This is a genomic window from Endozoicomonas sp. ALD068 (assembly GCF_049310145.1).
Classification (GTDB): domain Bacteria; phylum Pseudomonadota; class Gammaproteobacteria; order Pseudomonadales; family Endozoicomonadaceae; genus Endozoicomonas_A.
This window is the reverse complement of sequence record NZ_JBLYNU010000004.1, coordinates 3,349,474-3,371,686: the sequence shown is the minus strand read 5'-3', so window position 1 is coordinate 3,371,686 and position 22,213 is coordinate 3,349,474. Positions and strand designations below refer to the sequence as shown.

General features: G+C 48.3%; 20 protein-coding genes and 3 tRNA genes. 14 read left to right on the top strand and 9 right to left on the bottom strand.

Annotation, left to right across the window (positions count from 1 at the left end; genetic code table 11):
• Nucleotides 1-2 precede the first annotated feature (2 nt).
• The 3 genes from ACO6V5_RS11715 to sbcB all read left to right on the top strand — a co-directional run bounded on the left by ACO6V5_RS11715 (nucleotide 3) and on the right by sbcB (nucleotide 2,531).
• Nucleotides 3-371, top strand: a complete 369-nt coding sequence (locus ACO6V5_RS11715; protein ID WP_422132897.1) for a PilZ domain-containing protein — start codon at nucleotides 3-5, stop codon at nucleotides 369-371.
• A gap of 94 nt (nucleotides 372-465) precedes the next feature.
• Nucleotides 466-1,104: a YigZ family protein gene (locus ACO6V5_RS11710; protein ID WP_422132898.1), complete on the top strand. Its 639-nt coding sequence runs from the start codon at nucleotides 466-468 to the stop codon at nucleotides 1,102-1,104.
• 2 nt (nucleotides 1,105-1,106) lie between these two features.
• Complete coding sequence (sbcB, locus tag ACO6V5_RS11705) at nucleotides 1,107-2,531, top strand: exodeoxyribonuclease I (protein WP_422132899.1); 1,425 nt, start codon at nucleotides 1,107-1,109, stop codon at nucleotides 2,529-2,531.
• Nucleotides 2,532-2,537: 6 nt separating this feature from the next.
• Here sbcB and ACO6V5_RS11700 read toward each other — a convergent pair whose 3' ends face one another.
• The 3 genes from ACO6V5_RS11700 to aspA all read right to left on the bottom strand — a co-directional run bounded on the left by ACO6V5_RS11700 (nucleotide 2,538) and on the right by aspA (nucleotide 6,211).
• Nucleotides 2,538-3,044 (bottom strand): response regulator, encoded by a 507-nt coding sequence (locus ACO6V5_RS11700; RefSeq protein WP_422132900.1) that lies wholly within the window; start codon nucleotides 3,042-3,044, stop codon nucleotides 2,538-2,540.
• 450 nt (nucleotides 3,045-3,494) lie between these two features.
• Nucleotides 3,495-4,148: a response regulator transcription factor gene (locus ACO6V5_RS11695; protein WP_317142683.1), complete on the bottom strand. Its 654-nt coding sequence runs from the start codon at nucleotides 4,146-4,148 to the stop codon at nucleotides 3,495-3,497.
• A 626-nt stretch (nucleotides 4,149-4,774) separates the two neighbouring features.
• A complete protein-coding gene (gene aspA, locus ACO6V5_RS11690; RefSeq protein ID WP_422132901.1) occupies nucleotides 4,775-6,211 on the bottom strand; it encodes an aspartate ammonia-lyase in 1,437 nt (478 codons plus the stop codon).
• 393 nt (nucleotides 6,212-6,604) lie between these two features.
• Here aspA and ACO6V5_RS11685 point away from each other — a divergent pair, with 393 nt between their 5' ends.
• Both ACO6V5_RS11685 and ACO6V5_RS11680 read left to right on the top strand, forming a co-directional pair.
• Nucleotides 6,605-8,932, top strand: a complete 2,328-nt coding sequence (locus ACO6V5_RS11685) for an inositol phosphate phosphatase SopB (RefSeq protein ID WP_422410635.1) — start codon at nucleotides 6,605-6,607, stop codon at nucleotides 8,930-8,932.
• Nucleotides 8,933-9,006: 74 nt separating this feature from the next.
• Nucleotides 9,007-9,477, top strand: coding sequence for a glycine zipper 2TM domain-containing protein (locus tag ACO6V5_RS11680; protein ID WP_422132903.1), 471 nt, complete (start codon nucleotides 9,007-9,009; stop codon nucleotides 9,475-9,477).
• Between the two features lie 17 nt (nucleotides 9,478-9,494).
• Here ACO6V5_RS11680 and ACO6V5_RS11675 read toward each other — a convergent pair whose 3' ends face one another.
• Genes ACO6V5_RS11675 through ACO6V5_RS11660 form a run of 4 tightly spaced genes read right to left on the bottom strand, consistent with a single transcriptional unit; the run spans nucleotide 9,495 to nucleotide 13,192 of the window.
• Entirely contained in the window at nucleotides 9,495-11,087 is a 1,593-nt protein-coding gene (locus tag ACO6V5_RS11675; protein ID WP_422132904.1) for a glycosyltransferase family 39 protein, read from the bottom strand.
• Complete coding sequence (locus ACO6V5_RS11670) at nucleotides 11,069-11,875, bottom strand: ChbG/HpnK family deacetylase (RefSeq protein ID WP_422132905.1); 807 nt, start codon at nucleotides 11,873-11,875, stop codon at nucleotides 11,069-11,071. The genes ACO6V5_RS11675 and ACO6V5_RS11670 overlap by 19 nt, the downstream gene beginning before the upstream one ends.
• Nucleotides 11,872-12,240 carry a GtrA family protein gene (locus tag ACO6V5_RS11665; protein WP_422132906.1) on the bottom strand — a complete coding sequence of 123 codons (369 nt, stop codon included), beginning with the start codon at nucleotides 12,238-12,240 and terminating at the stop codon, nucleotides 11,872-11,874. The genes ACO6V5_RS11670 and ACO6V5_RS11665 overlap by 4 nt, the downstream gene beginning before the upstream one ends.
• Entirely contained in the window at nucleotides 12,227-13,192 is a 966-nt protein-coding gene (locus tag ACO6V5_RS11660) for a glycosyltransferase family 2 protein (protein ID WP_422410638.1), read from the bottom strand. The genes ACO6V5_RS11665 and ACO6V5_RS11660 overlap by 14 nt, the downstream gene beginning before the upstream one ends.
• A gap of 463 nt (nucleotides 13,193-13,655) precedes the next feature.
• Between ACO6V5_RS11660 and ACO6V5_RS11655 the strand changes: the two genes are divergently transcribed.
• From ACO6V5_RS11655 to ACO6V5_RS11645, 3 genes are all read left to right on the top strand, one after another.
• A complete protein-coding gene (locus ACO6V5_RS11655; RefSeq protein ID WP_422132908.1) occupies nucleotides 13,656-13,973 on the top strand; it encodes a hypothetical protein in 318 nt (105 codons plus the stop codon).
• 304 nt (nucleotides 13,974-14,277) lie between these two features.
• On the top strand, nucleotides 14,278-15,120 hold the full coding sequence (locus ACO6V5_RS11650; protein ID WP_422132909.1) for a sulfurtransferase: 843 nt from the start codon (nucleotides 14,278-14,280) through the stop codon (nucleotides 15,118-15,120).
• 98 nt (nucleotides 15,121-15,218) lie between these two features.
• Nucleotides 15,219-16,139: a M14 family metallopeptidase gene (locus ACO6V5_RS11645; RefSeq protein ID WP_422410641.1), complete on the top strand. Its 921-nt coding sequence runs from the start codon at nucleotides 15,219-15,221 to the stop codon at nucleotides 16,137-16,139.
• A gap of 94 nt (nucleotides 16,140-16,233) precedes the next feature.
• On the opposite strand, the gene ACO6V5_RS11640 is transcribed toward ACO6V5_RS11645, so the two are convergent.
• Nucleotides 16,234-16,470: a hypothetical protein gene (locus ACO6V5_RS11640; protein WP_422132911.1), complete on the bottom strand. Its 237-nt coding sequence runs from the start codon at nucleotides 16,468-16,470 to the stop codon at nucleotides 16,234-16,236.
• Nucleotides 16,471-16,851: 381 nt separating this feature from the next.
• Here ACO6V5_RS11640 and ACO6V5_RS11635 point away from each other — a divergent pair, with 381 nt between their 5' ends.
• The 6 genes from ACO6V5_RS11635 (at nucleotide 16,852) to ACO6V5_RS11610 (ending at nucleotide 21,422) form a co-directional block, all read left to right on the top strand.
• A complete protein-coding gene (locus tag ACO6V5_RS11635) occupies nucleotides 16,852-18,213 on the top strand; it encodes a class II 3-deoxy-7-phosphoheptulonate synthase (protein ID WP_422132912.1) in 1,362 nt (453 codons plus the stop codon).
• 327 nt (nucleotides 18,214-18,540) lie between these two features.
• Nucleotides 18,541-18,617: transfer RNA gene (locus tag ACO6V5_RS11630), tRNA-Pro, on the top strand.
• Between the two features lie 37 nt (nucleotides 18,618-18,654).
• Nucleotides 18,655-18,731 (top strand) — tRNA-Pro (locus ACO6V5_RS11625).
• A 40-nt stretch (nucleotides 18,732-18,771) separates the two neighbouring features.
• Nucleotides 18,772-18,848, top strand: a tRNA-Pro gene (locus ACO6V5_RS11620).
• A gap of 70 nt (nucleotides 18,849-18,918) precedes the next feature.
• Complete coding sequence (gene def, locus ACO6V5_RS11615) at nucleotides 18,919-19,434, top strand: peptide deformylase (RefSeq protein WP_422137435.1); 516 nt, start codon at nucleotides 18,919-18,921, stop codon at nucleotides 19,432-19,434.
• Nucleotides 19,435-19,646: 212 nt separating this feature from the next.
• Complete coding sequence (locus ACO6V5_RS11610) at nucleotides 19,647-21,422, top strand: hypothetical protein (protein ID WP_422410644.1); 1,776 nt, start codon at nucleotides 19,647-19,649, stop codon at nucleotides 21,420-21,422.
• Here ACO6V5_RS11610 and ACO6V5_RS11605 read toward each other — a convergent pair.
• Nucleotides 21,388-22,179 (bottom strand): TatD family hydrolase, encoded by a 792-nt coding sequence (locus ACO6V5_RS11605; protein ID WP_422410646.1) that lies wholly within the window; start codon nucleotides 22,177-22,179, stop codon nucleotides 21,388-21,390. The genes ACO6V5_RS11610 and ACO6V5_RS11605 overlap by 35 nt on opposite strands.
• Nucleotides 22,180-22,213 lie beyond the last annotated feature (34 nt).

Sequence of the window (22,213 nt, the reverse complement as noted above, 5' to 3'; positions counted from 1 at the left end):
TTATGTCTATGGTCCCACGCGGCAAGGAGCGTCGCAGCATCAAGCGTCACCAGTTGAATGATTATTTGACCATTTACAACAGGAACACGCTCAAGGAAATGGGAAGTATTGGCAATATCAGCAGCAATGGTCTGATGCTCATCAGTACGGTACCGGTTCTCATTGGTGCGGTTTACAGCATGAGAATTAAGCTGCCTGGTCCGGATGAAGAGAAAAATTATATTGACTTTGATGCCCGGTGTCACTGGTGCAAGCCCGACGTGGGTCCGGAGTTTTTTGATTCTGGCTACAGTATTGTCAGTGCAGGGCATGATATTATTGATCTGGTTGAAGTGCTCAAGGAGTACTTTTCTTTCACTGAGTGCCCATAGATTTAGCGGAAAATAAGGTCAACGATCACTGGGTTGATTGTTATCTGCTTTGTCTTGTGCATTCACATCGCCCTGACTGCAACAAGAGAATTGAATGTCCAGCCAGCCCTCCGGCCGCTATCGGGTGCCAGACCTCTTACCCGAAACCTCTTTTGAGCGGGAAACGGAAGTCAAGCGAAGCCGTTTTATTACTTTCCTGTCCAGAGTGGCCTCAAGAGCCGAAGCACTCTCCTTCCAGCAATCTCTGAGAAAACAGTTTCCTGACGCCTCCCATCATTGTCTGGCTTTTATAGCGGGCCCTCCCGAGGGGAATACCGTCATGGGATTTGATGATGACGGTGAGCCCGGTGGCACGGCTGGCAAGCCCATGCTAAATGTTTTGCAGCATCGTCAAATCGGAGAAGTCGCTGCCGTCGTGGTACGCTACTTTGGTGGTACCAGGTTGGGAGCCGGAGGATTGGTTCGGGCTTATGGCTCATCAGTTCAGGCCGCCGTCGAACAGTTACCTGTGGTTGAATGCGTTCCCATGGTTCGGGGAACCGCAGTGCTGGATTATGCCAGCGAACAGGCTTTTCGACACTGGCTCGAATCTTTGTCAGGACAGATCATTGATTGTGACTATACCGACCAGGTTGTTATCCAGGTTGAATTGCCTGAAGCGAACCGGATGGACTTTGCTTCCAGAATTACTGAATCCCTGAAGGGGAAGATTGCATTAAATTGGCAGGAGTGAACATGCTGAGAAGTTTCTACTGGCACGATTACGAAACCTTTGGAACCGATCCTGCGACGGATTGGCCTTGCCAGTTCGCGGGTATCAGAACTGATGCCGAGTTGAATGAAATCGGGGAGCCTCTCAATATCTTCTGCAAGCTACCCCCAGATCATCTGGCTCATCCCATGGCCTGTCTGGTCACCGGTTTGACACCTCAGGTTGTCAACGAAAGAGGGGTGGCTGAGCCGGAGTTTATTCGTCGGATTCATGCCGAGCTGGTGGAGCCCGGAACCTGTGCCGCAGGTTACAACTCGATTCGCTTTGATGATGAAGTGACTCGTAACAGCCTTTATCGAAACTTTTATGATCCCTATGCCAGGGAGTGGCAGAACGGAAACAGTCGCTGGGATCTCATTGATCTGGTGAGGCTGACCGCTGCTCTGAGGCCCGAAGGTATTGTCTGGCCCAAAAGAGAAGATGGTTTTAACAGTTACAGGCTGGAAGAACTGACCCAGGCAAACGGGATTGATCATGGCGATGCTCATGATGCTTTGTCTGATGTGAGAGCCACCATAGCGATGGCACGTCTGATACGTGACCGACAACCCCGAGTCTTCAACTTTATCTTGAACCTTCGCAATAAGAGAGACGTTTCCCGGCAGTTGAATCTGATGAAAAAAGAGGCTGTTGTCCATGTCTCAGGTATGTTTGGTGCTCAGAGGCACTGTCTTGCTATCGTGATGCCTGTTGCCATACATCCCGTTAATCGCAATGGGGTGGTCGTTTACGACTTGTCTGTTGACCCTGAAGTTCTGATGGACCTGTCGGTGGAAGAGTTACAGGCGCGATTATTCTCACCTGCCAGAGAAGGGCAGGAAAGGATTGCTCTGAAAGTGGTGCATATCAATAAATGCCCGGTGGTAGCTCCCTTGAAGGTACTCAGGCCAGAGGACCAGCAGCGACTGGGGATAGATCTGAATGCGTGCTCAAGGAACAGGGAATGGCTGCTGCAACATCCACAAGTGATGCAGAAGGTTCAGCAGGTATTTGACTCTGCGCCAGAAAACACTTCCAGCGATCCGGATCAGATGCTCTATACCGGTGGTTTTTTCTCTGATGAAGATAAAGAGCGAATGCAGGTGATCAGATCTTCAGAGCCCTATTCTCTGGCCAGACTGGGCTTTTCTTTCGATGATGCGCGATTGGATGATATGTTGTTTCGTTACCGGGCACGACATTATCCAGAGACACTGGATGTCGAGGAGTTGGAAACCTGGGAATCTTATCGAAAGCTGAGACTGTCTGAGGGTGACGACCGGATTCTCGGCTTTGGCTCATTCTGGCAGGCTATGGATGAAGCACAGGGGATGGCTTCCGTCGCACAGCAGGCTCTGCTTGATGAGCTGGCCGGTTACGTCAGGGGACTGGAATCATCTGTGAGTTGAAATGAATCAAACCGCAGCAGCACCCCCTCCGCCGATCACCTGGTTAAAGTGTTCAGCCAGTCGGCCATAAATAACGGGCTTTTCGATGTAGTCGACTGCGCCTGCCTTAATGGCCGCGACGGCAGTGTGGACATCGTTATGGTGTCCAAGAACGATCACAGGAATATCATATTCAGCTTCGTTCAGGGTCTCCAACAGCTGTATAGCTTCTTTACTTTCTTTTTCATTCTCAGCAATGATGCAGTCAGGCTTTATGGCCTGCATCGCCATCAACAGTTCACTGCTGTTGCTGAAACATTCGAGTAGCATAGACTTCTCATCACACAGGCTGCGGATGGTGTCGGTAACATTTGTATCCTGTTCCAGAAGATACACAGTAGCTTTTGTTGCCAAGCTCATAGGGGCAGCCTTGATGGTCAATTCAATAACAATACTTGTGTCTTTTGCCGAGCCGCCAGCCTCTGCAGGGTAATCGGGTATCCTGCCAGAAAATGGAAACTCTGTTGTACTCATGCTCTGAAAGAATGACCTGCTCTCTTAACACAGGGCATCTACATCCAGCAGAGCGTTATCTGCAATGAAAGAAAAACTTTAGTTGCAATAAAGTAGATGATTTTTCTGAAATGATCGATTTTTTTATTAATAAAGTATTCAGTTACCGCTTGGTAGCCAAAAATAGTCCCAAAAATAGTCTCGTTCATTTAAGAAAAATCGACTTCTGCCCTCAGCTCTCTCATAGCGTATTAGGAGTTTAGGATTAGTCTTAGAATTGCTGAATGGAGGGATGTACTAGACGTTGTACGGGGACTACTTAAAAGGTGGCGCAAGGCTTCGCAGGGAATCCAGAGATAATTGTGAGGAGCAGGGCTGGCGTGTTATGGACTGACAAGACTGTGTGCTGACCACTACCAGGGAGAGATTAATGAACCGGGGCGTCATTCATAAAGGCGCCCCGGATAGAGATCAGACCTTGAAGTAAAATTCACCTTCCAGGTGCTCTTTAACCTGCATAACCTGGCGAACCAGATGGGCCAGGGATTTGGTGCCCATTTTTTCCATCACACGAGAGCGATGGATTTCTACCGTTCTCTGGCTCAGATTGATGTCAGCAGCGATCACCTTGTTCGCCTTACCTTCAACGACATGGTGTAGAACTTCACGCTCACGGTCAGTCAGCGTAGAAAGACGACGAAGGATTTCTTTGTGCTCGAGCAGCTCACGACGTTGTTGCGCATCAAGTTTCAAGGCGTCATTAATCAGGTCCAGAAGCTCCTGATCGCGGAACGGTTTCTGGATAAAGTTCATTGCACCATCCTTGATAGCCTGAACGGCCATAGGTACATCGCCGTGTCCGGTAATAAAAATGATAGGCAGAATGCAGTGCATTTCGTTGAGTTTGCTCTGTAGCTCAAGCCCACTCATTCCCGGCATACGAATGTCCAGTACGATACATCCCGGACGGTTTTCATCGTAGACTTCCAGAAATTCGGCTGGGGAAAAGAAAGCTTCTACTGTCTGTCCAACAGATTTCATCAGCATTTTCAGCGAATCACGAACAGCCTCGTCATCGTCGATGATGAAAACGGTGGGCTCCTGCTTCATATCCTGTTGCTGCATAACGACTCCACTGTAACTGTATAAAAGTTGCCGTAAACGGATTTAATAATCAAACGCCGTCAGGCCGGAGAAAATTTGCGAAGGTAGAACCACGTCATTCATTTTTTTACATGCTTAACGGCTGTGGAATTCGATCTCAGTGTAGCAGAGGTTTGTAACAATGCACTGAAGTAACAACACCTCGAAGTAGCTATGCTCCGCGCAGGCTGTTTCTTGTAACGCCTGTTGTCTCTTTTACAACTTACACTGAGTGGGCTGTTCTGCCTGGATTTTGCTGGACAGCTTTTTGCAAACTACAACCCAGTATACTGAGCTTGGTTATTCGATGTCCGATATTTCCAAGTCGTAATTACGTTTGAATGGTCCAGATAATTTCGCTTTCTACTGGTCGCCTAACGGAATGCGCAATGTTAATGAAAAAATTATACATTCCAAGTGGTATAACTACTGTAAATGTTTATTAAATGTGGGTAAGTAAGCAGAAGGGCAGGTTTTGGGCGGTAAAATCCTTGTTGGTCTTGATTTTTCAACGGATTCCGGGGACAAAGGGCTGATAAAGGAACCGCACCTGCAATAGCGCGGTTCTTCATACACCGGATGTCACTATATACGACTGATTTTAACGATCAGTGTACCTTATTGCTCAGGTCCAGTGGCGCGATCATGTTTTCTGGCTTGAGAATTTCCGCCAGTTGCTCGTCCGTCAGCAAGCCTTCTTCCTTAACCAGATCTACTACACGACGACCGGTCTTCAAGGCAGTTTTGGCAATGCGGCTGGAATTTTCGTAACCCAGGTATGGGTTCAGAGCGGTTACCAGGCCAACAGAGTTGTAGACATAATCCATACAGACGTCCCTGTTAGCTGTAATGCCTTTAACGCAGCGATCAGACAGCATGAACATACCGTTGGTGAGCTGCTGGATGGATTCCAGAATCTTGTAAACCAGTACCGGCTCAGCGTAGTTAAGCTGCAGCTGGGCTGCTTCTGAAGCCATGGTAACGACCAGATCGTTTCCGATAACGTGGAAAGCGATCTGGCTCATGGCCTCAGGAATAACCGGGTTAACTTTGCCCGGCATGATGGAGGAACCTGGCTGCATTTCAGGCAGATTGATGTCATTAAAGCCACACAGAGGACCGGAAGAGAGCAGACGCAGGTCATTACTCATCTTGGACAGCTTGACGGCCATTCGTTTCAGGGCGCTGGAGAAGATAACAAAAGCGCCCATGTCGGAGGTGGCTTCCACCAGGTCACCCGCCAGGATCATATTCTGGCCGGAAATTTCAGACAGGTATTTAACCGCCAGGGGTGCGTAACGGCTGTCTGCAGTGATACCCGTTCCGATGGCAGTACCGCCCAGGTTGACTTCGCACAGTAGCTTGGCCATATCCTTGATACGGTCAATGTCTTCACCGATAGTAGTTGAGAAAGCACGGAATTCCTGACCCAGAGTCATAGGTACAGCATCCTGCAGCTGGGTACGACCCATTTTCAGTACGTCTTTGAACTCTTCAGCTTTAACATCACAGGCATTCTTCAGGCTCTTGGCGGCTACAACCAGTTCGTTGTGTTTCAACACCATGGACAGACGCATAGCCGTTGGATAAACGTCATTGGTAGACTGTGCCATGTTCACGTGGGTGTTTGGGTGCAGGTGCTCATATTGACCACGACGGTAACCCATCAGCTCCAGCGCGCGATTGGCAATCACCTCGTTGGCATTCATATTGGTGGAGGTTCCGGCACCACCCTGAATCATGTCAACGGTGAACTGGTCATGCAGTTTTCCGGCAATAATTTCGTCACAGGCGTCTGCAATGGCATCGGCCTTGGCTGTATCCAGCATTCCCAGATCGCGGTTAGCCAGTGCACAGGCTTTCTTGACCATGGCCAGGGCTTTCGGAATGTTTGAGAAGTGGTTCAGTGTGACACCGGAAATGTTGAAGTTTTCCAGGGCTCGCTGAGTCTGGATGCCATAGTAAGCCTCTTGGGGTACAGGGGCTTCACCCAGCAGATCATGCTCGATGCGGTATTCGTTCAGATCAGTATTATCCAGTGCCATTGATGTATCACCACTAATAAGGAATATCGGCAACAAGAGATGGGGAGTCTGGTTAAGTGCCACCTCAAAATATCAGGGTTAGTCTGTTCCTGCTTAGAGCTTCCGGCAATATGAAATTCTACCTATCAAACTATTACAAATGTCATCATTCAGGGTGTGAATAGCTACCGATGACAGGTTACAGGTTCTGCCTTTGGCTATTCTTCTAATAGGATGTCAAAGGCTTATTGTTAATGCTACTAAATCAAATTCCAGGTCTGTTCTCTAACCCCAGACATGAATGGACACAGATTCGCTCCCGATATGATCAGACAACCCCTGTGGCGGTGCTCAGGGATTTACTGATTCTTTCTTCACTTCCCGGAATTTATCACTGACTGAGGAATCATAGCTATGGATGGCAGCAAACTTCCAGCGGGCTTCCAGCACACATCGGTTAGCCCTCAAGCGGCAACTCCGGATATCGGGGAAATGCAGGAGGCGAGGCACAGCAGCCGCCAGAACAGGTTCATCAAAGCCATTAAGAATGTTCTGAAAAAGTTGCCGGGACGAGGTAACCGTGCACTTCGCAATATCCCCATAAAGCAGAGACAAATCACTGCATTCAGTCAGCCTGTGCCGAAGATGATGTCTGGCAATATTCGATCTCAGGCTCAGGCAAACGATATTTTCAGAGAGGTTGAAGATGTCTTTGCCAAGGTAAAAATGGGGCAGGGTGACAGTCCTGAAGTTCAGAAGGCCTATCAGCAGGCCAGAAACCAATTCGAAAATGCAGCTATTTCCGTAGCCAAAGATGTTCTCATTGAAGCCAGGCTTCAGTCTGATGGTGGTGAGCTTATTCTGGCAATGAAAGAGTTCATCGAGCAGCATGAGAAAAAGATTCATCAGGACTATGAACCCGTGACAGAAAAGATGGTAGAAGATCTGCGGGGACTTCCAGGTAAGCTCCTCAATGAATTATCTCTGAGGAATGTAGACAGGGAGGTTGCCAGAGAAGTGTTAGACGTGCATCTGAATGAAAGCAGGGAGTCCCAGACCGTCTCAGATCACAATCAGATACCTCTATCAGATGCTGAAGTGGTCGTTCCCGGAAGTACTCACGATCACAAAGAGTTGTTCAAGTTACAGAAGCTGCAGTTTGATTCAGCCAGAGAAGTTCTGAAGAATGAATCACATTCGGCTCAGAGAGAGGGACGTACAGAGGATGTTGAACGCCTGACCAAGCTAGATCGTCAGCTATTGAATGAGTTGAGAAGACTCCAGCAAACCGTTCAGCTTAAGGGCGATGAACCTGTCAACAGGGAAGAGATGCGCAAGGCCAAAGAATCATATCCGAAAATTCTGCAGGACGCCCTGGTTTCGGCTGGCGTCGATAAGCAAACTGTGGCCAGAGATTTCGAAGAGGCTTTTATCGATCAGTTAAATTTTCGTCCCTGGAAAACGATAGAAAAATCTTTCTCTCAGGCTGGAGTTGAGTTTGCTTCCAGACAGCAACCTGCGGCTGAAATCAAAGTGCCAGAGTCCTTAAGGGGAGAGGTTTCCCGTCTCTATGAAACTGACTATGCAGGGTATGGAGTCAGCGGTATCGATTCGACCAACACGTATCATGCTACTAACCTGAGTCGCAGTGATTTTTCTATTAATAACAGTAATGTCTACACAGGCATAAGACATGGCATTGCCGATCCTTATGGTGTTGACTGGGATCCCGATCTAAAGGCTGAAGGTGGAAAAGTCAAGGCCAGAGAAATCTTACTTTCGGCTCTGGCAACCCGGCCTGATATTTTTGAGCAAGCTCTGATAGCGTCACAGGGAGGGCCAGTCCCAACACTTGCTATGACATCCACTTCCATGGTCACGACAGGCCTGGGTTCCGGAAAAGAGAGAAAAATGCAGAAAGCTCAGAATGAAGCTTTTAAATACTTTACTGACCCTGCTAAACAGCCTGTCACGATGGAACTTCCGGGAGCTGATGGACAGACCCGGACCATCAAACTTAATTTCAAACAGGCACGCTTTAATATTCCTGTGAACTGGGGAGGGGTTGGAAGCGCCTCTCTGGTAACAGGTGGAAGATCTTTCCAGAAAAAAATGAACGATCCGGCTATGGAAATGCTGGTAGGCAAGCTGGGCAAGGCCGACATCCCCGGCGGTATGGCTGCTGAATTTCTCAGTGGCACTTCAAAGAAATGTGAGGAAATCAGGGCGCAGATCAGGGACGCCGAAGAAGTAGGCAACGGGGAAAAAGTGTCTGAACTGAATGCCCAGCTGGACCAGTTAACCAGGGATGATCGAACAGTAAAGGACCTTACCACTCAGATTAAAGCAATCTATAAAAAAGGCAGCCATTATCACCATCATCATGATGCCTATAAGCTGGCTACCAGAGTGGCCCTGTTGACTCATATGGTAGGTGCTGTGCCATTATCCAATTGCAAAAGCGGTAAAGACAGAGCCGGAATGCTGGATGCCGAAATCAAGTTTCTGGCGGCCAGGATCAACCCGGAAACCGGAGAAGTGCCCGAACCGGGACCTATTGTGGATCCTGCTGACAGAGCCTTGTTCCAGAAGATTCTTCAGGAGAGCGGTAACCTGGAAGTCCAGGAGCAGAACGTCGGTGTTCGCGGTTATAAAACAGAATGGGTCGATTCGATCAACGAGAGAGTGGGTGATCCTGCCATTCGCGAAGAAATCAGAGGGCTTTCCAAATCAGTGGATTAGTGGGGAATTTTGTCGCCATAGCACAGTCTAAACTGGACAGGAAACTGGAATTAAACCTAACAGGAGGCATATTTATGAACAATAGGATCAAACAGGCAGGGACCGTCTTGCTGCTTTCTCTCTCTGTGGTTGGCTGTACGACCGATCAGACAGGGACTACTTATTCTGCTTCTGAAGCCCGTCAAATGCAGACAGTCCGGTTTGGCACCGTTGCTGAATCCAGGCTGGTCAAACTCGAAGGCAGCCAGGGTGAGGTCGGCACTCTGGCAGGGGCAGCGGTGGGTGGTATCGCAGCTTCCAGTATTGGTGGTCAGCGCGAAAGTGCTATTGCAGCAGTGGCTGGAGCTGTTGCCGGTGGCGTTTTGGGCAATATGGCCGAGAAGAAAATTACCTCCAAGCAGGGTGTTGAACTAACAGTCAGACTGGATGACGGCTCTTATGTTTCTGTTGTTCAACAGGCTGATCCGGCCGTTAGCTTTGCTGCGGGCGATAAAGTAAAAATCCTTACCCAGGGCACTGCCAGCCGGGTTGTCAAGGTTCAGTGAGAAAAAGGCGGATCGGCTTAATCAATGCCCTCCGCCAGATTACCTGGGGTCATTTGCGGTCTTAAGAGGTAATACTCCACAAACAGTTTAGGCTTATTATCCACCTTCACTTTAGTCACGGGCTCGAATTCAAAGAGCCCTAGAAATTCAGCCTGAGGATAGTTCTTTTCAAGCCTTTGTCTGACTTCCTTTGAATATCGCTTGCCATCCGTCATGACAATGATTCCGCCTTTTTTGCGGAAATCTTCTTCTTTCATCCAGAGGCTTTCTGTCGGATTAAGACCAAAAAATGGAATGGTTTTGTGATTCTGGCTATACGCCAGCAGCTCAGCAACGTGGTAGTGAAGCCCGCCCAGATAAGGGATATAACCTTCGTTTTCAGGACGATCTTCCTGGTGAAATGCCCACAACTCTTCAGCTTTTAGCATTTGGGCCCTGAGAGGCACGAACTCCACTGAATCCGAGTAATCTTCATCAAAGACAGGTTTGAACAGCAAGTAGCTGCATCTCAATAAAACAAACAATACCCCGGTGAATAAACACCAGAACACCACTTTCTTGAAACGCGGGTAATCGATCAATGGACGAGTCCAGACCAGCACCAGCAGCGGCAGCCAGACAAAGTAGGGGGTAGCCCAGCGGGGTACGAGCTTCTCGCCGGTTACCAGTCCAAACAAGAGTGTACAGGCAAATGGACCTGTCGCTATGGCGATTAGAAAAACTTTTTTGAAACGATCATAAAGGATAGGGAGCCTGGGAGCTCTGAAAAGGGGGATCATCAAAAGAAAGAATACCAGGACATTGCCCAGATTATTCTTGATAAAGTTCAGAGGAAATATCAGATGATCCCAGTGTGTACCGGTTCCATAACGCTCGCTTTCAACGTAGTTTTCTCCCAGATAGCTCACTGCTGCAAAGTTGTTGTCCCATAGCCAGTAAAGATGGGGGGAGGCGATAGCCAGTGCGAGAAGCCCACCCAACCATGGGCCAACGGAGGAAAGTGCGAGTCTGCCTTCGTGGGTAATTAAAAGAACAATAAACAGGGGCGCAAACAAAACGGCCACCTGATATTTAGTCAGAATGGCCAGCCCTGACATGACTCCGGTCAGCAGCCAATAAGCCAGGGATTGACGAGTCACTGCAAAATAAAAAGTCAGGGCAAGTAAGGCCCAAATTGGATGCTGAAGCGTGTCCGGTGTCAGTCTTTCTACCCGGTTACTGTAGAAGAGAATGCCTTGTAACAAAAAGACTGCCAGCAGGGCACCAGCCTCGGTCAAATATTCTCTGGCCAGACGCCAGACAGCAACAAAAGCAATCACCACAGTAACCTGGGCAAAGAGATAGACAGGCCAGTCGCTGGTATCACTTAAGTTTGAAAAAAAAGCGGCAGTCCAGGCTGCCAGAGGTGGGTGTTTTTCATACCCCCACTGCCAGAGATTACCCCAGGCGATGCCTTCAAGTGTGTCAGAGTGCAGCGTGTTCCTGACCAACCAGGGGCCCAGGGTCCAGAAAAACAGCTGAAAAAGGCAGATCAGACCGAGCCAGCGAAAAGGGTGCTTAATGACCATGGAAGAGGGTGAAGACTCGGCAATCATTGCTTCATTCTGCACAGATCAACTCCTGTTTGTTGACAGTCGGCTAGAAATTGTTGGCTCGATAAATAATCAAACTCTAACTGTCTGGCTTGAGGGTGATCCAGATTGATGTGGTCGGCAGTTTTACCCGGGTGACACATAATCAGCCCTTTGTCGTATGAATCAGAGAGCCATGCTTTCATCAGGGTGGAATAGTTTTCTTGCGGTTTCAGTGAATAGACGCCAGCAAAGGAAGTATTGGTATTGATACTCTGGTTGAGCAATTCGCAGTTCAGGCTCTTACTGCCAGAACCTTCAATAATGTAGCTTTTCAGGCCACCACCATGACGGATGATGGGTGTAACGCTTCTCACCCAGAAAGAAGGTTCGGGCCTAAAGGTGCGTATTACCGATAACAGGGTTTCACGTACCATGGGCAGGTGGTGTACGTGCTGATGGCCATCAACAAAGTCGGGGGCTCTGCCGGTAGCGTCGATAAAATACTGATATTGTGCCGTGACTTCTTCCAGCAGGGCGGTCCGGTCCAATAAGTGAAGATGGCTCTTGATTAAAACCTCATTCAGGCTGGGGAGCCCGTCTACATAGGCGGAACTGAGGCCATTGCCTTCAGTTAAATTAAGATGCAGGCCAATATCAACCTTTTCCTGAATGGTCGTCAGGTGGCTTGCCTGCTTTATCCAGTCCGGACCAGTGACCAGACAACTGGTGGCCTGAATTCTGCCGAGAATGGCCAGCTCCAGAATAGCTTCCGATACCCCTGGGTGAATCCCGTAATCATCTGCGCACAGTGTTATTCTTTTCATTTAAAGGCCCAGTATTTGCTCAGGGTATAAGTGACCAGGGGAATCGTTGCCAGGACGATAAAGCTGGCCATTAGATAATTCAAACCGGTGTAGGTTAACAGCAGGGTATAAAGCCCCTGATTGAGCACAAAACTGCAGAGCAATTGAACCAACAGGAATTTCAGCAGAGTATTGCGAAGTACATGTTGCTTGTGATTAAAAGTCCACAATGAATGACCCAGGTAACTGACGACAAAGGCCAGAATAAAAGCGGCAGGGTTTGCCAGTAGCGGGTTTACTTGAGTCAGGTCTACCAGAAGCCAGAGTACAAAAAGGTGAACAGCTGCAGCAGTACTGCCAGTTATAATAAACTTAATCGGCTGCATTGCTATCCTTCTGATTCTTGAATCCCAGTTGTCGCTGTATCAAGTATCTGGGGCGTTTTTTTACTTCACAGAAAATACCGGCAATGTACTCACCCAGTAACCAGAGAGACAATAGCTGTATGCCGCCAATAAAGGTGATGGCGACAATGACCGTGGGCCAGCCCGGCAAGGGGGCGCCAAGAACAAGAGTTCGAAAGATGATAAAGAGTGCGTAAAACACTGAGATGAAAGAAATAATCAGTCCAAGCCCACCGACAATCCTGAGTGGCAAAGTAGTGAATGCTGTAATGCCCGAAAGAGCCAGGCTGGTCAGTTTGCCATAGCCCCAGCCGGATTGCCCTGCCAGCCGGTTTCTAACCTGAAAGGGAAGGCCGATGCTCTTGTAACCTACCCAGGCATAGATACCTTTCATAAAGCGACTGCGCTCAGGCATGGCTCTGAGGGCATCGACCACTACCTTGTCCAGTAGCCGGAAGTCGCCTGCGTGAGCTGGTACATCAATGCCTGTGCTGGAGTGCATGATTCGGTAGAAAAATTGTGCGCCTTTCTTTTTCAGGAAAGATTCATTTTCCCTGTTCTGACGGACGCCGTAGACCATCTGGTAACCCTGTTGCCAGTAATCAACAAAAACAGGGATCATTTCCAGAGGGTGCTGAAAGTCTGCGTCGATCAAAATCACAGCGTCACCGGAAGTGGCATCAATTCCGGCAGTCAGCGCAGTCTCCTTGCCGAAGTTTCTGGATAACTCAATCAGCTTGATCCTCTCGTCATTACAGAAGGATTCGACCAGTTCGACCGTTTTGTCGGTACTGCCATCATCCACCACAATAATTTCAAGATGCTCGGTGATCTCTTCAAGCTGTTTAATCAGTGCTTCCATGAACCGACCAATGACCTGGCTTTCATTGAAAACCGGCACCACACAGCTAAGTAAGAAGTTGTTAGAGGGCATTTTGTCTCCGGCTCGATAATTTATAGGGTCATGAGTTTCGCTTTCCATCCTTGAACAGGGAGCGATATATCGGGCTCATGGCTACATTTAATTGTTATTATTTATCGGCTTGGCACTCTTTACAGTGAGGCTCAATTCACTAAGCTGCAGGAAAAGAACAAGGTTATTCATCAGTAAAATGCTTTTTTTCTTGGTGTTGACAGAGCATTCCTGACTCGCGCTTGTGACCAAAAATTGAGCAAAGTTCTACACCATAGTGGTATGGTGTCTCTGAAAAAGCAAGTTGCGGTCAGAGTTTTAAAGGACTGACTCAGGATTGCGTGAATCCTTGCTTTCATTAGAAGAATCTTTTAGCTGGGGCATTCTGTCAGTTCGGGGCACAGAAGCATGACCAATGTCCTGTCGTCTGATACGGTATAGTCCGGATTTTGAGATCATAAACAGACCCTCTGACGGAGTAGCTATGAGAAAGGAACATCTGATTGCCCTGGTATTTGGCTTTGGGATTCTGGCCGTTGCCGCAGGGCTTTATCTGATGCAACCCGCTGATGAACCTGGGCAGGTAGATAGTAACAATGTGCTTGTTGAGACTCCCTCTGAGCCTGAGGCAGAAACCAGGGCAGCTGAAGACGACGATGATTTCCCGTTGTCCAATAATGGTGATGTAACACGGATTATTATTGATGATGAGGCTGGGGATATCGGTGACATTTTGTCTGAAAAGGTTCTGATCAATGACGAAGTGGTAGACCAGAGCGAACTGGATGAGCTGGATCACTGAGATATAACGATTATTTACCGAGGCTTATTGATTGATTACAAGATTGTGGGAAATGTCTTACAAAGTCTGGTGCTTTCTTCCTGCATTCTGCCCTTCAGCAGCTTGATATGTTGAAGGTGCATGGACAGCAAATTCACACGGATGTGAACCCATCATGGACAGTCGGGTAGTAACCCTGAGTCTCCCCTCAGGGTTTTTACCCAGCCCCTGCCTCTGAATTGATCAGCAATAATCCAGAACCTCAGTGAAGTCTTCTTACCGAGATGTTTGAGCATCTCCCTGAAAGTTGGGATGGATTTATAGAATGTCACCCTTCATAGAACCCGAAACCCTGGCAGCCCTGCTAACCGCCCCCGGGGTTGTCGTGCTTGATGCTCGCTTCAGTCTTGCCGACCCCAAACTGGGACAGACTCTTTACCGTCAAGGACATCTCCCCGGTTCTCGATACATCGATCTCGAGAAAGATCTGTCTGCTCCATTGGTTCCCGGGAAAACCGGCAGGCATCCCCTGCCGGAGCCTGAGGTGTTTGCTGAACATTTGAGAACCCTGGGTATCAGCAAAACCACCCATGTGGTTGTTTATGATGACGGTAATCATGCTATGGCTGCCCGAGCATGGTGGCAATTGCGCTGGGTTGGCGTGGAACCTGTTCAGGTTTTGCATGGTGGTTTCAAAAGATGGTCTGCTGGCTGTTATCCTGTAACGACTGAAACGCCTGCTATCACCCCCTCTGACTTTATGGCTGATGTTAATCACGGCATGACAGTCTCTGCCAGTGAGGTTATGGAGCAGTTGCAAAGTCCGGTTTTTCGTTTAATAGATGCCCGTGCTCCTGAGCGTTTTGCCGGAGAATCAGAGCCTCTTGACAGTAAAGCAGGTCATATTCCCGGGGCGATCTGTTATCCATTCACTTCCAATATGGATAATTCAGGTTCTTTTCTTTCCATAGAACAGTTACGAAAACAGTTGGGAGTTCTGATGGTCGATGGACTGGAGCCCGTGTTTTACTGTGGCTCGGGTGTTACTGCCTGTCATAACCTTCTGGCTATGGAATACGCTGGTATGCCAGCTGCCAAACTCTTTCCGGGTTCATGGAGTGAGTGGATTACTGATGACAGCAGGCCGGTAGCAACCGGTTTGCGTTGAACCCTGTGTCTTTTGGACTGGATGTTATCATCACAAGCGGCTATTGACTGAACTCTGTATACTCTGCTCTTTTCAGTGAATGCGTTAAGGGCAGAGAGATGGGCAGCAGTTATAGATTCCCGATTGGCACGCCTGGTCAAGTATGGGGCAAGGAAGAACGTAAAGTCTGGTATGAACAAACCACCATCAAGCGTGAATACCAAAGGGAAGTCGTGCCCAAAATAATGGCTTTGAAAGAGCATTATGATGTTGAGCAGTATGGTGCCCTCTCCTACGATGTTGAGCGTTTTCCTTTGTATGCCATCAGGAGTCGAAACTGGAACACTGACAAGCCCGTTGTTCTGGTGACCGGTGGAGTCCACGGCTATGAAACCAGTGGTGTTCACGGTGCGTTAAAATTTCTGGAAGTTGAGGCTAAAAACTTTGTAAGCCACTTCAATATCCTGGTGGCGCCCTGCATCAGCCCCTGGGGTTATGAAACCATCAATCGCTGGAATCCCAATGCCATTGATCCTAATCGTTCCTTCTACAAAGACAGCCCGGCAGAAGAGTCCACCAACTTGATGAAACTGTTGGCAGGTTTGGAGCAGGAAGTATTGGTTCATATTGATCTGCATGAAACTACGGATACGGATGAAACTCAATTTCGTCCTGCTCTGGCAGCAAGGGATGGCAAAGGCTATGTGGAAGAGGGAATACCGGATGGTTTCTACACAGTGGCTGATACCGAAAACCCTGTTCCCGAATTCCAGAAGGCGGTGATTGATTCCGTCAGACAGGTGACGCACATTGCACCCGCAGACGATCAGGGAAAAATTATTGGCTCCCCGGTGATTCAGGAAGGTGTGATCCACTATCCTATGAAAAAGCTGGGTCTTTGTGGTGGTATAACAGACTGCAGGTTTGGCACCACGACTGAAGTTTATCCGGACAGCCCAAAAGTAACTGACGAAGAGTGCAATGATGCCCAGGTGGCGGCTATTGTCGGCAGTCTCAATTATGTAATGGGTCAGCTCTGACTATGAGCCTGCGTTTCCTGCAGCAGGCAATGACGGCAGGAAACATCAACCGCAAACAAGCTTCAAGACAGCTTCAGATTGACAGGCTACAGGATCACCGGCGCAGCGGCGTCAGCTCGCGAATGTCTTTTTCCATAGCCAGCTTACTGACGACCTGGTTCTGGCTGGTAAAGCCTGAGACAGACATTTTGACTTCGTAGTGGCCTCGCTCCGGAACCAGTTCAGCAGAAAAGTTGCTGATCTTGAGGCCCTCTTCTGCACTGGAGTTCAATACTTTCTCAAGGCTGTCGAGGCTACCTGTCGTGACCAGTCTGAGTTTGAGTTCGCTCACTGTCTTCTCCTTTTTTTCGTGACGCTTTATTTCGCAGTGGCAAAAAAAAAGCCCCCGGACCTTCTCTTGGTGCGGGGGCTGTGTTTTCTGCTTTTAAGCTATCCACGACAGACCCCGCGACACATAATAATGCCGCGTTTCATAATGGTTTTGGTCATGGATCGTGTGGAATTCATGGTCGCTAATGCACCAGGCTAAATTTCAGTGCACTGTATACCAAATTTTTCAATTGTGTGTAAAGGCTTTTTGTTGAAAGGCTGAAAGTAAAAAACAGGCTATTCTTTTTGATACAAGTTCGATAGAGATTGGGCTTTGTCCAGTGATTTCATGTAAAATGGCCTGTTATGTTCATGAAGAAATACGACGCCCCGAGAGGAGCAAATGAAACAATGGCAAGTTGATAGCTGGAGAGAAATGCCTGTCATCCAGCTGCCGGAATACCCCGATCAAGATCATCTTAAACAGGTGGAGCAACAGTTACACCGCATGCCGCCGCTGGTCTTTGCCGGTGAGGTAAGAGCGTTGCGACAGAAGTTGACAGCTGCTACCGAGGGCAAAGCGTTTCTATTGCAGGGTGGTGACTGTGCCGAGAGCTTTCTGGAGTTCTCAGCAGATAATATTCGGGATACCTTCAAGGTCCTGATGCAGATGGCCGTCGTGCTGACATTTGGCGCCAGTTGTCCTGTCATCAAGGTAGGCAGGATGGCTGGCCAATTTGCCAAGCCCCGTTCGTCTGGTACCGAAGTCATAGAAGGTGTTGAGCTGCCGATTTATCGCGGCGACATCATTAATGCTATGGACGCCACAGTAGAATCCAGAATTCCTGACCCCGAGAGAATGCTTAAGGCCTATCATCAGGCGTCATCGACTCTGAACCTGCTCAGGGCTTTTGCCCAGGGCGGGCTTGCGTCTCTGGAGCAGGTTCACGCCTGGAATCTGGATTTTGTCGCCAGCAGTCCACAGTCTGAGCAGTACAGTCATCTGGCTGATCGAATTGATGAAGCACTTGATTTCATGAGGGCCTGCGGTATTTCTTCCGAGCATTCCAGGGTGATCAGTGAAACGGACTTCTACACCTCCCATGAAGCTCTTTTGCTGCCTTATGAGCAGGCCATGACCCGTCAGGACAGTCTTTCCGGTCACTGGTACGACTGCTCGGCACACATGCTCTGGGTAGGCGACAGAACTCGTCAGGTTGAGGGGGGACACGTTGAATTCGTTCGGGGTATTAGCAACCCGATTGGTCTGAAGGCGGGTCCAACCATGCCTCCTGAAGATCTGATTCGCCTGATTGATCTGATCAGCCCGGACAACGAAGCTGGTCGCCTGAATGTGATTGTGCGCATGGGCGCAGACAATGTTGAAAAACACCTGCCAGAACTGATTCGTGCTGTCGAGAGGGAAGGGCGTCAGGTGTTGTGGAGCTGTGATCCGATGCACGGCAACACATTCAAGGCCTCCAACGGTTATAAGACGCGTGAGGTCAGCCGAATTCTGCGTGAGGTGAAACAGTTCTTTGCGGTTCACCAGGCAGAAGGAACCTATGCGGGTGGTGTTCACTTTGAAATGACCGGTCAGAAGGTAACCGAGTGCATTGGTGGTTCCCGTGCCGTAACCGAAGACTCTCTGGGTAATCGCTATCATACTCACTGTGATCCAAGACTGAATGCTGATCAGGCGCTGGAACTTGCTTTCATGATTTCCGACACTCTGAAAGACTGTCGAAAACTGCGTGAAAGATGACCACGATGATGCAGTTGGACAGGATCCTTCGAGGGGGTAGTGAATGGCATTGTTACTGCTCAACTCAGCACTGAGGAATTGGAGTTGATAATATCTTTACAGGGCATCTATGCTTCGGAAGGAAATTTTCCCAGTCTGACTAAAAAAATAACCATGAGCGAAAAAACATTTTACATTAAAAAAAGGTCCTTCCTGTGCAAGTTCTTGGTTGTCTGTTTTTTAGCTGGTTGAAGTTTTGTGGCAAATACTTTTGTCAAAGGCGAATCATTTTGGTAGATTAGCCGCCGTTCCGTGGCGAGGCCTCAAAAGCCTGTCACGAGATAGAGACGGGGTATAGCGCAGTCTGGTAGCGCGCCTGCTTTGGGAGCAGGATGTCGGGAGTTCGAATCTCTCTACCCCGACCAGTTTCTTGCAGAAGTAACCTGACTTCTGGACAGAACACGGGGTATAGCGCAGTCTGGTAGCGCGCCTGCTTTGGGAGCAGGATGTCGGGAGTTCGAATCTCTCTACCCCGACCAAATTCTTGCAGAAATTTCACGGTTTCTGGTCAAAACGCATCGGGGTATAGCGCAGTCTGGTAGCGCGCCTGCTTTGGGAGCAGGATGTCGGGAGTTCGAATCTCTCTACCCCGACCATTTTTTCCTCCTTTTTTTCTGTCTATAGTTGTTGTGTAACAACCAACAAAATATTCACAGAAGAAACTCCATGGCGATTTTAAAACTGGTTCCGGAATCCAATCCTGCTTTAAGAACTCCCACTACCCCTGTTACTGACTTTGGTCCGGGTTTTCAGAAAATCGTGGATGATATGTTCGAAACTATGTATGCCGTTAACGGTGCCGGGCTGGCTGCTACACAAGTTGGTCTGGGGATGAGAGTGGCGGTAATTGATGTCACGCGTGATAAAAGTCAGCCTCTGGTCATTGTAAATCCTGAGATTATTGAAAAGTCGGGTGAACAGAAAATGGAGATGGGCTGTCTTTCACTGCCGGGCTGCTGGGCAGCAGTTAAGCGGGCAGGCTGGGTCAAAGTCAGGGCTCAGGATCGTCATGGTGAATTTTTCGAGATGGAAGGTGAGGGTATCCTTTCAGAAGCTTTTCAGCATGAAATCGACCATCTGGACGGTGTATTATTTATTGACAAACTCTCGGCTCTGAAGCAAAAAATGGTACGTCAAAGAGCACGTAAGGCGCTGAAGAAGCATGAAAGAGGTAATAAATAAGGCCGCAGACAGATTTGAATCCAACATGTTTTTGACTCTTGATCCTATAGAAGGTTTGTAGGCTGGAAAATAGAAGTGTTTTCATAGTAAACCGAGCCTTGTTCATTTCAGAGTGCATTTATTAATAAACTAAAAGCAGCTTCCTTTCGGCAGAATGAATCGCTTTAGTCTACTTTAGATAAGGTCGTGTTTATTGGCTTGGAGTTACTGTTTTGCTCATTAAAAAAATAAAGGAGTTTGCTCGAACGGGACGTCGTTCATTATTTATAGCTTTTATTGTTTCTATCCCCTGGACTACTGCTGAAGGATCAAACGGCTTGATTGTTCAAGCTCTGGCGATAAACGCTTTTCTTGATTATCTCTATAATCTGCAACAGGGTAATCTGGAAGGAGAAAATGATTCTTCCAGACCTTTTACTATTGGTCTGGATGGGCCTTCCGGAGCCGGTAAGTCTACTTTTCTTGATCAATTTACTCAGGAGCTTCGAACTTCTTCGGCACTTTATCAACGATCACATTCGGAGCTGTCAGGCAGGGTCTGCTGTCTGGAGACACTGGGGATTGATACCTTTCTTCATTCCCGTGCCGACCGACGTGAAATGTTCAGCCATCTGGGCGATGGCGCGTCAGGGAACAACAATGGTGAGGAGTATCGGGCAGAGCTTAGAGATAGCTGTCTGGCAGCGATAGCCCGGGGGGATTCTTTTCGGTATGCCCCTTATTGTCGCCATCTGGAAGGTCAGCTGGGTCCTGAAGAAGCCCGGCGTATCACCTGCGATATTCTTATTATCGAAGGTACTCATGTGAATGATCCGGGGGCTCGGGCTTCCATTGATCACGCCCTGTTTCTCGACAGTGATGATAATTTAATTACCTGGAATATGTGGAAACGGAACTATCTTCTGGGTAATCGAACGAAAAAAGAATTATTTGCAATCTTGCAGGTTTTGTTTGAGCAGTTTAAAACCTGGAGAAGAAGAAATGCTGACCTATCGGACATTCATTTTTATTGGCATACGAATAACGAAGTTCCTGAACTGACAGAAGAAACTATTGATTCAGAGCTGCCAGATCTGGCTCGACAGTTGCGACTTCATCATTTTAACTCAGGCTATGCCCTGACACGTCTTTTTCAACAGAATTCATTAGATTCGGAAGTATTAAGCAGTCGTATGCGTCATCACTTCCAACCTTTCATGTCCAGTAGAAGTCTTGTGGCGATGGAACATGAAAGCTTTCTTTCGTTTGCTAGAATGTTGTTGGAACCATTAAGGCTGACTCTTCACGAGGTCCATCATGGCAATGAGTGTTTATTTGTTTCACTGAACGCTATTCTGCCAAACGATTATTTGAATCGGGAGCGTGTCATTGTCCTGTTGAGACAGTTATGGAAAACCTGGGAGCAGAATAATCTGACTGATGCCCAGAGAAGGCTTTTAAGCTGGATTGCTGCAGATATTGAAGCTGAAGCTGATTTTCTCTCAGAAGGGAATCTGGGCGGACTTCCTACTATTTTGATGACCTGGGCAGCCCTGCTGGGGTCGGATCATCCACCTGATAAACCTTTGTATCTTATGATCCGGTTGGGCGGTGTTATACAGGTCTGGAGCCTTAATCTGGACGGCACCATCAGTGAATTGGATGCTGTTCCTGAAGTTGAGCCGGTGCTGATCTACGATGGTGTTAATCGCTGGATGTTTGCAACGTCCGAACAGAATATCCTGAATAATGTGCCCGGTGTGCTTCCAACGACGCTCTCCACTGATGGTGGTACTTTTAATGATGATGGAGGTCATGACGATGACTCAGGCTTCTATTCTTCTTCCAGTTCCAGTTCATCCTCTTCCCTGTCATCACTCTTGAGCTCATCGGGCGGTCCTATCCGCCAGATTGATGACATGGTGATTGGGGGTAATTTAACCGAACCTGAGCCTGAGCCGTTGTCCAGTTATATTATTTCGCCAGGATTGATAATGCATTCTCGGTAGTAGCCTGTGCGATCTCTTTTGTAGAGCTGGAACGTAATTGTGCCAGATGCTCAAGGACAACAGGTAATAGGGTGGGAGTGTTCCTTTGACCCTGATAGCCTGACATCGGCATGTCCGGGGCATCGGTTTCCAGAACAATACTACTCAGGGGTAACGAGGTGGCCAGCTGGCGTGTTTTTCTGGCCCTCTGGTAGGTAATTGTACCGCCAAACCCCAGTTTGAAGCCCAGTTCAATATACTGTCGGGCCTGTTGTTCACTGCCAGAAAAAGCATGTACGATGCCACCTTTCTCCGGTTTAATTTGCCGGATTTCTTTAAGGATTTCATCGTGTGCTTTCCTGCAGTGCAGAATGACAGGTAGCTTAAATTGATCGGCAAGCTCAAGCTGCCTGATAAAATAGTAGTGCTGTTGCTGACGGTCCGAGTTGGTCAGCGAGTAGTCCAGGCCTATCTCACCCACAGCACAAACCGTCTTGGAATGACGTTCCAGGAATACTTTCAATTCATCAAGGTGTTGAGGTCTGTGGCTTTTCAGAAAATAAGGATGTAGTCCGAGTGAGACAAAGCGTCGCACAGAATCGGGCGAATCATTCACTTGTTTCAGAACTCTGGGCCAGTAACGCGCTTCCGTTGCCGGGATGCAGATTGAGCGGACACCTGCGAGCCAGCATTGTTCAAGGGTTTCATCCCGGTCCTGGTCGAACTCGGGAAAGTCCAGGTGACAATGGCTGTCAAACAATTCTGGTATAGGGGACATAATGTTCATAAAGTTGGTCATCGGGCTTCAGTCT